The following is a 13675-nucleotide window of genomic DNA, read 5'->3' as shown; positions in this document are numbered from 1 at the left end:
CCGTCGCCGTCTCAGCCGCGCAGGTAGCGCGAGAGCGTCGCCGCCTCACCGAGCAGCAGCGAGTCCAGGCGCCAGGCCGTCTCGTGCGCGGCCCCGGCGAGCACCCGCGGGGACAGCCCGCCGACGGTGCGATGGGCGGTGGTGAAGCACAGCTCGTCCAGCACCCCCTCGGCGGCGAGGCGCCCGAGGGCGCTCGGCCCGCCCTCGGCCTGGATCCCGCGCATCCCCCGCGCGGCGAGGGCCTGCACCGCCTCGGCCGCGGTGTCGGCGACGATCACCTGATCCCGCGGCAGCCCGGAGCGGGCCGCGGCCTCGCGCGCCCCGTCGGACGCGGTGATCAGGAAGGTCGGCTGCTCGGCCTCGATGGAGCCCGGAAGGTCGCCGCTGCGGGACCAGATCGCGAGCGCCGGCCGGTCCGCTCCGCCCGGGCGGAGGGAGGGGCAGAGCAGGCTCTCCCGGCCGAGGGGCCGACGGTAATCCTCGCGCCTCACCGTCTCGGCGCCGACGAGGACCACGTCGGTCAGGGCCCGCAGCACCTGGAAGGCGAAGGAGTCGTCGGGGTCGTGGAGGGAGCCGGAGGTGCCGTCGGCCCCCGCGATCGCCCCGTCGATCGTGGTGGTCATCATCGCGCGCACATGGACGGCGCCGGACCCGTCGGTCGGCCCTTCGTCCGCGGGCAGGGGCGGGTAGGCGTAGAGCGCGGCGAGCAGGCGCGCGCCGTCGTCGTCCCGCGGCACGGTCAGCGGCGCGGGCAGGGGCGCGCCGTCGCGCAGGAGCAGATGCACGGGGACCTCCGGGAGGGTGCGGGGCCGACGGGGGCGAGGGCAGGGTGACGAGCGCGGGACCGCGGGGCGAGCGCGGGGCTGTGGGGCGACGACCGCCGCCCGCGTGTCCTCGATCATCGCGCACCGCCCGATCCCGCACCCGTCAGGCGCGCCCGGCACCGTGCCCCCTACACTGACCGGCGTGACCTACTCCCTCTGCGACCGCCGCCCCGAACCGACCCTCGAGCGGCTGCTCGCGGACCTGGTGCCGCCGCCGCGATTCGCGGAGGCACGGCTGGAGAACTACGTCCCCGACCCCGCGCATCCCTCCCAGGAGGAGGCCAAGCAGCGCGTCACCGCCTTTGCCGCGGAGATCGGTCGCCCACGCGGCGGCGGGTTCCTCTCCCGCCTGCGCGGCAAGCGCACCGAGGCCGCGCGCGGCATCTACCTCGACGGCGGCTTCGGGGTCGGCAAGACCCACCTGCTCACCTCGCTGTTCCACGCCGTGACCGGGGAGAAGGTGTACGGCACCTTCGTGGAGTACACGGACCTCGTGGGCGCGCTCGGCTTCCAGAAGGCGGTGGACCTGCTGGGGACCTCGCAGCTGGTGTGCATCGACGAGTTCGAGCTCGACGACCCCGGCGACACGCTGCTGATGACCCGGCTGATCCGGGAGCTGTCCGACCGCGGCGTCGCCATCGTCGCCACCTCCAACACCCTGCCGGACGCCCTCGGGGAGGGCCGCTTCGCCGCCCAGGACTTCCTGCGCGAGATCCAGGCGATGGCCGAGCGGTTCGAGGTGCTGCGCATCGACGGCGAGGACTATCGCCGCCGCGACGGGGTCACCGAGATCCGCACCCTGCCCGCCCCGGTCGTCGAGGAGCATGCCGCCGGGCAGCCCGGCGCGACCCTCGACGCCTTCGACGCGCTGCTCGCCCACCTCACGAAGGTCCACCCCTCGCGGTACGGGGCGCTCATCGACGACGTCGCCGCCGCGCACGTCACCGGCATGCACGGCCTGACCCACCACCACGACGCGCTGCGCTTCGTGGTCCTCGTGGACCGGCTCTACGACCGCGAGGTGCCGATGCTCGTCTCCCTCGCCGCGGATGGGGACGCCGCGCAGGAGGGCGTGCTCGAGGATCTGTTCTCCGCGGAGCTGCTGCGCAGCGGCTACCGCAAGAAGTACTTCCGGGCGCTCTCGCGCCTGGCCTCGCTCGCCAACGACGGCCGGGCGCTCGCCGGCTGACTCAGCCCTTCTCGACCCGCGCGCCGCGCAGCACTGCGGCGCCGGCACCGGTGAGGCGCAGCGCGCCGCCCTGCTGAACTGCGCCGCTCCTCGGAGCCGTGCCGCCCTGCGGAGCCGCGCCCTCGGCCGACGCGCGCGCCTCGGCGCCAGGAGCGACCTCGAGCGGGCCGAAGGAGGCGAGGACCTCGTCGGCCGAGAGCGCGGTGGCGACGGGACCCGGGCCGCGATGGGCGAGCACCGCGAGGTCCCCGCGGCGCAGCAGCACCGTCTCCTCGGCGAGCACCTCGACGCTCGTGCGGGCCAGATCGCCGCTGTGCAGCTCCGGCTCGTCGCGGCGCAGCGCGATCAGCGTCCGGTACCAGTCCAGGATCTCGCGGTGCCCGTCCGCGTCGCGCTCGGCCCAGCGCAGCATCGAGGCCTCGAAGGTGGAGGCCGCCTGCGGGTCCGGGACCTCGTCGCTCCAGCCCATGGCCGCGAACTCCTCCGCGCGGCCGGCGCTGACCAGCGGTCCGAGCTCCTCATCGTGGTCGGTGAAGAACGCGAACGGGGTCGAGGCCGCCCATTCCTCGCCCTGGAAGAGCATCGGGGTGCCCGGCCCGCCGAGGATCAGCGCGATCGCGGCGGCGTGCTGACCGGCGGTGAGGCCGTGGTGGACGCGGTCGCCGGTGGCGCGGTTGCCGACCTGGTCGTGATCCTGCAGGAAGGTGACGAAGGAGTGGCCGTCGTAGTCGGGGGACTCCGGGTCCACCGGCGCGCCCCACTCCTGGCCGCGGAAGGTCGAGTAGGTGCCCGCGTGCAGGAAGATCCGCTCGAGCACCGTGGCGAGCGCCTCGGTGCTCGCGAAGTCCTCGTAATAGCCCTGGTGCTCGCCGCTGATCCAGGTGTGCACGCCGTGATGGACGTCGTCCGCCCACTGCATGTCCATCCCGAGGCCGCCGCGGGCGGTGGGGGTGACGGTGGTGGGCTGGTTGCGGTCCGACTCGGCGATCAGGGTGAGGGTCCGGCCGGTCTCGTCCTCCCAGTCCGCGACCGTGTCCGCGAGCTCGGCGAGGAAGTGCCGCACCGAGTGGTCGCGCAGCTCGTGCACGGCGTCCAGGCGCAGACCATCCAGGCCGAAGTCCACCAGCCACTGGCGGGTGCTGGCGAGCAGGAAGTCGCGCACCTCGCGGGAGTCGGCCTGGTCGAGGTTCACAGCGGAGCCCCACGGGGTCTCGTGCTCGTCGGTGAAGTAGGGGCCGAACATGCCCAGGTAGTTCCCGGAGGGGCCGAGGTGGTTGTGGACCACGTCCAGCAGCACCGCGAGGCCCCGCTCGTGCGCGGCGCGGACGAAGCGGGCGAGCGCCGCGGGGCCGCCGTAGGCGTCGTGCACCGCGTACAGGCCCACACCGTCGTAGCCCCAGCCGTGGGAGCCCGGGAACGTGGCCAGCGGCATCAGCTCCACCGCGTCCACGCCGAGCTCCACGAGGGCGTCGAGGTGGTCGATCGCGGAGTCGAGGGTGCCGCCGTGGCCGTCCGGGCCCTCGGTGAAGGTGCCCACGTGCAGCTCGTAGAGCACGGCCCCGCGCAGGTCGGCGCCGTCCGCGAGGGGGAGCGGACCGCCCGCCGTGGCGACGAGCGCGGCCGGGTCGGCGACCTCGCTCTCCCCGTGCACGCCGTCCGGCTGGGACAGGGAGCGGGGATCGGGCAGCCACAGCTCGGAGCCCTCCAGGCGGAAGGCATAGCGGGCGCCGGGCACGGCCTCGAGGCCCTCGGCCTCGAACCAGCCTCCGCCCTGCGCGGACATCGGATGCTCCGCGCCGTCCACCCGCACCGTCACGGCGCTCGCGGCGGGCGCCCACAAACGGTAGCGGGAGCGGTCCACCGAGGTGATCTGCGAGGTGGGGCGGTCCGGGGTGCGGGAGTCCGGGGTGTGAGGGGCCGGGGTCATCGCTGCTCCTGCTCGTCGTCCTCGGTGTCGTGGAGCGTCCGAGCGTCCAGCGCCGGGATTGCTCCGGTGGGGGTGGTGTGGGAGCCGGCGCGCACCAGCAGTGCGACCGGCCAGTCGCGCAGCAGCGCGTCCAGCGCCACCATCCCGCCCTCGTGCTCGGCGCCGCTGAGGGTGTCGCGCCAGCGCCCCTCGGGCAGGGCGATCCAGTTCTCGCCCCAGCCGCCGCGCTGGGACAGGCCGTGGGCCAGGCGGGTCACCACGGTGATCACCTCGACCTGCTCCTCGCCGACCGCGCGTCCGAAGGCGACCGCGTGCCCGGTGGTGGTGGGCAGGGGACGGTAGGTCGCCTCGCGGCCCTGGAACAGGTCCGGCCGGTCGCGGCGCAGCACGAGGGCGCGGTGGGTGAGCCACAGCTTCTCGTCACCGATCCCCTCGGGGCCGGCGCCCTCGATCATCCGCGCCAGGCGTGCGGCGTGGGCGGCGTGGTCGACCTCGCGGCGGTTGTCCGGATCGACCAGGGACAGGTCCACGGTCTCGTTGCCCTGGTACACGTCGGGCACGCCCGGCATGGTCAGCTGCACGAGCTTCTGGCCGAGGATGGCGGTGCGCTGCACGGCGGCGGTGCGGCGGGTCCAGTCGGTGAGGATCCGCGCCACCTCCTCGTTCTCGAGCGCTCCGCGGCCCAGCTCCAGCACCTGCCGCTCGTACTCGGCGTCCTGCTCGGTCCAGGTGGTGTGGGACTTCGCCTCGCGCATTGCCTTGAGGAGATAGCCCTCCAGGCGCTCCGCGTCGAGCGGGGCGGCGCCGGAGCCGGGCAGCTCCCAGCAGGCGGCGAGGATCTGCCACAGCAGCAGCTCGATCGCGCCGTCCACCCGGTCCCCGCGCAGGGAGGCGGTCGCCCGGTCGAGGTCCTGGACCAGCAGCGCCCACTCCAACGGCTGCTCGGTGAGCACCGCGAGGCGGGCGCGCACGTCCTCGCTGCGCTTGGTGTCGTGGGTGGACAGGGTGGTCATCGCGTCCGGACGGGTGCGGAGCATGTACTGGGCGTGGTCGTGCAGCTCGTCGGGCTCGACCCCGATCCGGTCCGGGTCCGAGCCGACCTCGTTGACCGCCACGAACCGCGAGTAGCGATAGAAGGCGGTGTCCTCCAGGCCCTTGGCGTGCACGGGGCCGCAGGTCTGCGCGAAGCGCACCACGACCTCGTCGCGGTCGGCGGAGCGGGTGCGGCCGGCACTGCCCACCTCGTCCCCGCACACCAGCGCCACGACCAGCTCCAGGGTCGCCACCACGTCCTCGTCCTCGCCGAGCCGCATCCGGGCCCGGGCGGCGGCCTGCTCGATGACGGCGCGCTCGCCGCCGGGGGCGGGCTCGCCGGGGACGATGTAGGCGCGGTAGCGGTCCATCGAGCCCAGCAGCGCCACGACCACCTTCTGGATGTTGCGCCGGGTGGTGTCGCGCAGGCGGATGTCCTCCTGGCAGATGCGGTGGATGAGGGTAGTGAGCCGCTCGATCTCCGCCCACAGGCTCGTGGAGATGATGAGATCGGTGGACTCCTCGGCGACCTCCTCGAAGGGCCGCAGGTCGTCGGTGCGGCGCTGCCACAGATGGGTGAGGCCCAGCGCGCCGTGCGGGTCGTGGAACAGGCCCGCCACCCGCCACAGGGCGTCGTAGCCGGTGGTGCCGGCGCAGGGGAAGTCCCCGGGCAGGTGCTCCTCGCCCTCGAGGATCTTCTCCACCACGGTCCAGGCGCCGCCGGTGGCTCGCTCGAGATCGCGCAGGTAGCCCCGCGGATCGGCGAGCCCATCGGGATGGTCGATGCGGTAGCCGTCGATCACGCCCTCGCCCTGCAGACGCAGCAGCGTGGCGTGCGTGGCGTCGAAGACGCTCGGCAGCTCGACCCGCACCGCGGCGAGGGTGTCCACGTCGAAGAAGCGCCGGTAGTTCAGCTCCTCGTCGGAGACCTTCCAATAGGCCAGGCGGTACCACTGGCGGTCCAGCAGGTCCGCGAGACCCAGGTGCTCGGTCCCGGCGGCGACGGGCAGGACGTGGTCGTAGTAGCGCACCACGGTCTCCTCGCGCACCGACCCGTCGGCCTGCGGGATCCCCGCCGTGCCCATCGTGATCTCCCCGTCGGCCAGGACCGCGCCGATCGGGCGGCCCAGCACCGGGATCAGCACGGAGCGTTCGCCGGCCAGGTCGATGTCGAACCAGTCGGCGAAGGGGGAGTCCGGGCCGTCGCGCAGCACGGACCACAGGGCGCGGTTGTGCCAGATCGGGGTGGGAATCGCCATATGGTTGGGGACCACGTCGACGATCAGTCCCATGCCGTGCACGTGCGCGGTGTCCGCGAGGCGTCGCAGCGCCTCCTCCCCGCCGATCTCCTCGGAGATGCGGGTGTGATCGACCACGTCGTAGCCGTGGGTGGAGCCGGGGGAGGCCTGCAGCACGGGGGAGCAGAACACGTGCCCGACACCGAGACGGGCCAGGTAGGGGATCAGCTCCGCGGCGTCGTCGGCGGTGAATCCGGCGTGCAGCTGCAGGCGGTAGGTGGAGGTCGGGACGGGGCGCACGGCGCGCAGCGCGCCCGTGGTCGTGGCGGCCTCGCGGCTGCGGGGAGCGGGACCCCGCTCCCGCGTCGAGGCTCGGTGGCCGGGATCGGTGCTCACGGTCGGTGCTCTCCTGGATCGCTGGTGGGGATCGCTGGGTGCGGGCGTCGGGATCGACGGTCGTCGGCCGACGGGGACGGGCGGGCGGGAGACCCGGCGGACGAGCCCAGCCAGCCGACGGGCCCCGTCGGGCGACGGGCCCGGCCGGGCGACGCGCGGGATGATCCCGCGCGCCGCGGCCGACGGGGTCGGGCGGCAGGGTCAGGCGCGGATGGTGCGGTCGAGGTCCTCGCCGGGGCCGGCCTCCTCGTCGGACTCGATCGGGGGTCGCATGAGGATCAGCAGCGAGTGGCTGGGGCGGGTGACGCTCTGGCCCGCGTCCATCACGGTGCCCACGTCGATGGTGTCGCCGGTACCGAGCACGACCTCCCACTCCGTGCCGTACTCGGCGGGCGGGAGCACGAAGTCGACGTCGTTGCCGGAGGCGTTGAACATGACCAGTGCCGAGTCGTCCTCGATCCGCTCGCCGCGGGCGTTCGGCTCGGGGATCGCGGAGCCGTTGAGGAACATGGTCAGGCACTTGTTCTGCGCGTCGCCCCACTCCTCCTCGGTCATCGGCTCGCCGTCCGTACCCAGCCAGTCCACGTCCTTCAGCACCGAATCGGCGTCGTCGCGCACCACGCCCTGGAGGAAGCGGCGGCGGCGGAAGATCGGGTGCTCACGGCGCAGGGAGATCATGTGCTGGGTGAACCAGAGCATCTCCTCCTGGTGGTCGTCCAGCTCCCAGTCGATCCAGGAGAGCTCGTCGTCCTGGCAGTAGGTGTTGTTGTTGCCCTGCTGGGTGCGGCCCATCTCGTCGCCGTGCAGGATCATCGGCACGCCCTGGCTGAGCAGCAGCGTGGCCATGAGGTTCTTCGCGCGGCGCTTGCGCAGCGCGAGGATCGCCGGGTCGTCCGTGTCGCCCTCGACGCCCGAGTTCCAGGAGCGGTTGTGGCTCTCGCCGTCGTTGCCGCCCTCGAGGTTCGCCTCGTTGTGGCGCTCGTTGTAGGAGACGAGATCCCGCATGGTGAAGCCGTCATGGGCGGTGACGAAGTTGATCGACGCGATCGGGGTGCGACCGGTGTGCTGGTACAGGTCCGAGCTGCCGGCCAGACGCGAGGTGAAGTCCCCGATCTTGCCCGGCTCGGAGCGGTGGAAATCGCGCACAGTGTCGCGGTAGCGGCCGTTCCACTCCGACCACAGGGGCGGGAAGCCGCCCACCTGGTAGCCGCCCTCGCCGAGGTCCCACGGCTCGGCGATCAGCTTGACCTGGGAGATGATCGGATCCTGCTGGATGATGTCGAAGAAGGCCGAGAGTCGGTCGACCTCGTGCAGCTCGCGGGCCAGGGTGGAGGCCAGGTCGAAGCGGAAGCCGTCCACGTGCATCTCGGTGACCCAGTAGCGCAGCGAGTCCATGATCAGCTGCAGCACGTGCGGGGTGCGCATCAGCAGCGAGTTCCCGGTGCCGGTGGTGTCGTAGTAGTGGGCCTGGTCCCCCTCGACGAGCCGGTAGTACGACTTGTTGTCGATGCCGCGGAAGCACAGGGTGGGCCCGAGCTGGTTGCCCTCGGCGGTGTGGTTGTAGACCACGTCGAGGATGACCTCGATGTCCGCCTCGTGGAGGTTCTTCACCATCTGCTTGAACTCCTGGACCTGCTGGCCCAGCTCCCCGGAGTAGGAGTACTCGTTGTGCGGGGCGAAGAAGCCGATGGTGTTGTAGCCCCAGTAGTTGCGCAGGCCCTTCTCGACCAGGTGCCCGTCCTGGACGAACTGATGGACCGGCATGAGCTCGATCGCCGTGACCCCCAGCTCCTTGAGGTGCTCGATGATCGCCGGATGTCCCATCGCGACGTAGGTGCCTCGGATCGACTCGTCGATGTCCGGGTGCAGCATCGTCATACCCTTGACGTGGGCCTCGTAGATGACGGTCTCGTGGTACTCGTGGGCCGGCGGATGGTCGTTGCCCCAGTCGAAGAAGGGCGAGACCACGACCGAGTGCATGGTGTGCTCGGCCGAGTCGTCGGTGTTGCGCAGCTCCGGGTTCTCGAAGTCGTAGCTGTACAGGGAGGGGTGGTTGCTGGCCATCCCGGCGATCGCCTTCGCGTACGGGTCCAGCAGCAGCTTCGAGGGATCGCAGCGGTGTCCGTTCGCCGGGTCGAAGGGGCCGTGCACGCGGTAGCCGTAGCGCTGCCCCGGCTGCACCGCGGGCAGGTACACGTGCCACACGTAGGCGTCGACCTCGGTGACCTCGATGCGGCGCTCCGAGCCGTCCTCGTCGAAGAGGCACAGCTCGACGCGCTCGGCCGCCTCGGAGAACAGGGCGAAGTTCGTGCCCGAGCCGTCGAAGGTGGCGCCGAGGGGATACGACTTTCCAGTCCAGATCTGCATGGCCCCAGAGTAGTCGGCTTGCCCGGGAACGAGTGCAGAGTGCCCAGTACATGCGGTCGGGGGTTGCGGAGGCCTCGCAGGGGGGGGTGTCCCTATGTTCTGAGTCAAGCCGCAAGAGCGGCCGGCTCGGGGGTCGGGGTGGTGGTCGGGGGCTGGTAGTAGGTGCCGTCGCGGAGCATCGCGAAGATGACGTTGCAGCGGCGGCGGGCCAGGCAGATCACGGCGGCGTTGTGGCGCTTGCCCTCGGCGCGTTTGCGATCGTAGTAGGCCTTGGAGATCGGGTCCGAGTGAGAGGCGACCCAGGCGGAGTAGAACAGCGCGTTCTTCAACCGCTTGTTGCCTGAACGTGCGGGGAACTCTCCGCGGATCGAGGTGCCGGATCTTCGTGTGACCGGCGCGATTCCGGCATAGGCCGCGAGGTGGCCTGGGGTCTCAAACGCGGAGGCGTCGCCGATGGTCAGGAGGATCTGGGCGGCGGTCTTGATGCCGATCCCCGGCATGCTCATCAAGACCGAGGCGAGAGGGAAGTCCTCCAGCATGGTCTCGACCTCCCTCGCCACGGTCGCCCGCTGCTCCTTCAGCTCCTTCACCTGACCAGCGACTCTGGGAATCACGAGTTCCACTGCCGCGGTCGCTGGCACGATCACGGTCTGCTCACCCAGCGCGGTGAAGATCTGGTCGATCAGCACTTCGGGGTCACGGCGCGAATGGGCCCGAGCGAACCGTAGAACCCTGCTCCTGCCTGCACTCTTGAGCCCGGTCGGGCCGCCGAACTTCTCCAGCAGGTCCAGCACGAGCCCGGTCGAGAGGGTCCCGCCGACGAAGACTCGCTCGAGCGCGGGATGAATCTGCGTGAGCAGAGACCGGATCCGGTTCAGCGCCCGCGTGGTCTCGTGGGCGAGGTCCTCGTCGAACCCGGCGAGGACCTTCAGAGCGGAGAGGACGTCGCTGTCGCGGTCGACCTGTCGGAGGGTGTGGGGCATGGTCCGGGCCATGTCAGCGATGATGAACGCGTCCCGCGCGTCGGTCTTTGACCTGCCCGGATAGAGGTCTGCGGCCTTCCGCATCGCCAGGCCCGGCAGGTAGGCGACGGAGCAGCCGACCTCGCGGGCGACCGCGATCGGCAACGCTCCGATGGTGTTGGGCTGATCGACCACCATCAGCACTTCACCGTGGTTCTGCAGCTGGGTGAACAGCACGCGGAGCTCGGACTCGTCCTGCGGGAGAGGCTTGTCGAACAGCTTGTTCCCGGCGGGATCAAGCGCGCAGGCATGATGGCTGCTCTTCCCGACGTCGAGGCCGACGACGACCGCGAATCGTGTGTCCATGATGCTGTCCTTCCCTGGAGCATCATTGCTGGTCGCAGTCTTGACACCCGGTGCCGGCACCCACGTTACGAAGAGACCTCAGAAATGCTGGGCCGTGTCCCTATCAGCGGTCAACGCGTGTCTCTCGACCGGGCGGCAACACCCCCCGGACCATTGATGGCAGGGCAACAAAGCCATACCCGGCCGAGCGACCAGACCCCGTCCATCGGGGTGCTCACAAGGTAACGGGGAGGATCGGGCGCGAGAGGCGGGTGGGAGCGTCTCGGGAGCGACCCGGGAACGACCCGCGTACGACGAAGGCCCCGGCAGGAGCCGGGGCCTCGTGGGTGGTGGGCGATACTGGGATCGAACCAGTGACCTCTTCCGTGTCAGGGAAGCGCGCTACCGCTGCGCCAATCGCCCGATGCGCCGGAGCGCGGGGGTGGGATGGAGCGGACAACCGGACTCGAACCGGCGACCCTCACCTTGGCAAGGTGATGCTCTACCAACTGAGCTATGTCCGCACATCGGCCAGGCCGACGAAGGAATACCTTAGGCGGGTCCGAGCCTCCGTGCAAATACTGGAGGCTCTCAGTGTCCGAGGTCACGGCGGAGGTTGCAGTGTCGGGCGCGGCGGCGGTTGCGGGGGAAGAGGAGAGCGGTGGCGCGGACCTGTGCGCGCTCACGGTCGATGTCGGGCGACACATCGATCGTGAGGGCGCACAACTCGGGTGGGTGCACGGTCCGGGAGGGTGGACGACTCGGGCGCACGATTCAGGTGCCGGCGCGGTGGTGGTGGCGGGAGCGGTCGCGGAGCTCGGGTCCGGATGTCCGGCGTCGGGGGCTTCCGGTAAGTGTGGGGGCCTGCGCGGATCCAGGGGTGTCCGGGCGGGCGCGGGGCTGCGGCACCCCTCGGAAGGCGAGGGGGATGCAGGTCACACCCGCTCAGGGCGCGAGCACCCCATCGGACCATGTAAGCTTCTTCGAGTCCGATCGAGAGAGCGGACATCACCCCCAGGGCGATTGGCGCAGGGGTAGCGCGCTTCCTTCACACGGAAGAGGTCACTGGTTCGATCCCAGTATCGCCCACGGCAGGATCTTCGGATCCCTGTCCTGCGGACATAGCTCAGTTGGTAGAGCATCACCTTGCCAAGGTGAGGGTCGCCGGTTCGAGTCCGGTTGTCCGCTCCCGGGGAGCGGCGCTCCCGACATCACGTCGGGGGCGCTGTTCCGTATGATGCGCACGCATCATCCGGTGGGTTGGCCGAGTGGTCAGGCAACGGCCTGCAAAGCCGTGTACACGGGTTCGAATCCCGTACCCACCTCCACGGCACCCCAGGGTGCCGCCCGGGCGATTGGCGCAGCGGTAGCGCGCTTCCCTGACACGGAAGAGGTCACTGGTTCGAACCCAGTATCGCCCACCGAGAGCACGGGCCCCGGTCTTCGGATCGGGGCCCTTCGTGTGCGCGATGCCGGGCCTTTCCCCTTTCTTCCTCTTCCCTCCGCGCCGCCGGATGCGTAGGGTCGGCGCCGAGCTGGCGATCAATCGATTGATCGGTTGTGGAGCCCACGCGCACCGAGGCGCGGGGCGAACAGGGCGCCGGCCGTCGTACTCGAGGAGGAGTAGACATGACCCATGACCTCTCACGCCGAGGGCTGCTGCGAGCCGCCGGGATCGGGACCGTGATCGCCGCCGGAGCCGCCGGGACCGGGGGAGCCGCGCGGGCTGCCGGCGACGGATCGCTCCGCGCGGTCTATCACCTCACCCCGTCATCCGGCTGGCTGTGCGACGTGCAGCGGCCGATCGTGGTGGACGGGGAGACCCTCGTTTACCACCTCCATGCCGCGGAGACCGCGGGGCCCGGCGGCTGGGACCTCGCCACGACACGGGACGGCGTCACCTTCGAGCATCACGGCCCCGTGCTCCCGATCGAAGGGGTCGAGCCGGTGTGGAGCGGCTCCGCGGTCGTCGACGCGGATGGCGGCGCCGGGTACGGCGACGGCGCCGTGATCGCGCTCGCCACCCGCCTGCCCGAGGGGGAGGTCGGCCGGCAGCAGCAGTACCTCTACCGGTCCGTCGACGGCGGGCGCAGCTTCACGCGCGAGGCGGAGCCGGTCATCCCCAACGTCGACGCGGAGACCGCCGAGAACCCGCAGGAGCTCGAGAACGCCGCCTGGTTCCGCGACCCGAAGGTCGAGTGGGACCCCGACCGCCAGGAGTGGGTGTGCGTGATCGGCCGGCAGCGCTATGCCGCGATGTACACGAGCACGGATCTCCACGCGTGGCAGCTGCGCCGCAACTTCGACTACCTCGTCGATCCCGCGACCGACACGGACCTCGGCGGCATCGAGTGCCCCGACCTGTTCCGCATGCGCGCCGATGACGGCACCGTCCACTGGGTCATCGGCGGCAGCATGGACGGCCATGCCGCCGGCGAGCCCATGACCTTCGCCTACTGGGTCGGGGACTGGGACGGCGAGCTGTTCACGCCGGCGTCGCGCACGCCGCAGTGGCTCGACCACGGCTACGACTGGTACTCCGCCGTGACCTGGCCCGATGAGCAGGACCCACTCGGCGTGCGGCGGGCGATCGCCTGGATGAACAACTGGAAGTACGCCAAGCGCGAGGTCCCGACCTCCGCGAGCGACGGCTACAACGGCCAGGCCTCGATCGTGCGCGAGCTCCGGCTGCGCCGCGAGGCGGACGGCCGGTACGCGCTCGTGAGCACCCCGCTCCCCGCGATCGCGGCCGGGGGAGGGGAGGCGGTCGTGCTCTCCGCGCGCGACGTCACGGGCGTGACGCCGGTGCCCGAGCTCGCCGGTACGGCCTACCTGCTCGAGATCGAGATGAGCTGGGACGAGGCGACGAACGTGGGCGTCTCCGTCGGCTGCAGCGCCGACGGCACCCGGCGCGTGAACATCGGGGTCCACCGCGATTACGTCTACCTGGACCGCGGCCCGGCGGATCGCGAGGAGTGCTCCTTCGGGGAGTTCCGGGAGTCCCGCGCCCCGCAGGACCCGGCCGCGCGCAGCGTGCGGCTGCAGGTGTTCGTGGACCGTCAGAGCGTCGAGGTCTTCGTGAACGAAGGGCACGTCGTGCTCTCGCAGCAGGTCTACTTCCGCGAGGGGGACGAGGGGGTCGCCCTCTACGCCGACGGCGGACCGGCCCGGGTGGCCACGCTGCGCATGACCCCGCTCTGAGCCGCGCCGCGGCGTGACGACCCCGGTGCCCGCCCGACGGCGGGGCCGGGGTCGTCCCGTCCCCGCCCGCGATCCGCGCCCGTGATGGCGCACTCGGACACGCCGTCCTGACCTGCATCGCTCCGTGCCGAGGACGGGTCCTCGATGCTCTGCGCAAAACCGATTTTGCGCAGGTGCTTGCGTCGGGGTGCTCC

At 71.3% G+C, this 13675-nt stretch carries 7 protein-coding genes and 6 tRNA genes; 6 read left to right on the top strand and 7 right to left on the bottom strand.

What is annotated here, in order from left to right:
• Positions 1-11: 11 nt before the first annotated feature.
• Positions 12-785: a dihydrofolate reductase family protein gene (locus HNR70_RS07520; protein ID WP_184325096.1), complete on the bottom strand. Its 774-nt coding sequence runs from the start codon at positions 783-785 to the stop codon at positions 12-14.
• Between the two features lie 181 nt (positions 786-966).
• Here HNR70_RS07520 and zapE point away from each other — a divergent pair, with 181 nt between their 5' ends.
• Complete coding sequence (gene zapE, locus HNR70_RS07515; protein ID WP_184325095.1) at positions 967-2013, top strand: cell division protein ZapE; 1047 nt, start codon at positions 967-969, stop codon at positions 2011-2013.
• A gap of 1 nt (position 2014) precedes the next feature.
• On the opposite strand, the gene treZ is transcribed toward zapE, so the two are convergent.
• From treZ to HNR70_RS07485, 6 genes are all read right to left on the bottom strand, one after another.
• A complete protein-coding gene (gene treZ / locus HNR70_RS07510; RefSeq protein WP_184325094.1) occupies positions 2015-3940 on the bottom strand; it encodes a malto-oligosyltrehalose trehalohydrolase in 1926 nt (641 codons plus the stop codon).
• Positions 3937-6606 (bottom strand): malto-oligosyltrehalose synthase, encoded by a 2670-nt coding sequence (treY, locus tag HNR70_RS07505; RefSeq protein WP_184325093.1) that lies wholly within the window; start codon positions 6604-6606, stop codon positions 3937-3939. Before treY ends, treZ begins: the two co-directional genes overlap by 4 nt.
• A gap of 201 nt (positions 6607-6807) precedes the next feature.
• Positions 6808-8973 (bottom strand): glycogen debranching protein GlgX, encoded by a 2166-nt coding sequence (gene glgX / locus HNR70_RS07500; protein WP_184325092.1) that lies wholly within the window; start codon positions 8971-8973, stop codon positions 6808-6810.
• Positions 8974-9077: 104 nt separating this feature from the next.
• Positions 9078-10301 carry an IS110 family RNA-guided transposase gene (locus HNR70_RS07495; protein ID WP_184324529.1) on the bottom strand — a complete coding sequence of 408 codons (1224 nt, stop codon included), beginning with the start codon at positions 10299-10301 and terminating at the stop codon, positions 9078-9080.
• Positions 10302-10628: 327 nt separating this feature from the next.
• A tRNA-Val gene (locus HNR70_RS07490) sits at positions 10629-10703 on the bottom strand.
• Positions 10704-10728: 25 nt separating this feature from the next.
• Positions 10729-10804: transfer RNA gene (locus HNR70_RS07485), tRNA-Gly, on the bottom strand.
• Positions 10805-11297: 493 nt separating this feature from the next.
• Between HNR70_RS07485 and HNR70_RS07480 the strand changes: the two genes are divergently transcribed.
• The 5 genes from HNR70_RS07480 to HNR70_RS07460 all read left to right on the top strand — a co-directional run bounded on the left by HNR70_RS07480 (position 11298) and on the right by HNR70_RS07460 (position 13481).
• Positions 11298-11369 (top strand) — tRNA-Val (locus HNR70_RS07480).
• 26 nt (positions 11370-11395) lie between these two features.
• A tRNA-Gly gene (locus HNR70_RS07475) sits at positions 11396-11468 on the top strand.
• 66 nt (positions 11469-11534) lie between these two features.
• Positions 11535-11608: transfer RNA gene (locus tag HNR70_RS07470), tRNA-Cys, on the top strand.
• Between the two features lie 21 nt (positions 11609-11629).
• Positions 11630-11701, top strand: a tRNA-Val gene (locus tag HNR70_RS07465).
• 208 nt (positions 11702-11909) lie between these two features.
• Positions 11910-13481 carry a glycoside hydrolase family 32 protein gene (locus tag HNR70_RS07460; protein WP_184325091.1) on the top strand — a complete coding sequence of 524 codons (1572 nt, stop codon included), beginning with the start codon at positions 11910-11912 and terminating at the stop codon, positions 13479-13481.
• Positions 13482-13675 lie beyond the last annotated feature (194 nt).

Origin of the sequence: Brachybacterium aquaticum (genome assembly GCF_014204755.1) — a bacterium.
Lineage (GTDB): Bacteria > Actinomycetota > Actinomycetes > Actinomycetales > Dermabacteraceae > Brachybacterium > Brachybacterium aquaticum.
Note: the sequence above shows the minus strand (reverse complement) of the source record. Positions and strands in the feature narration are given on the sequence as shown.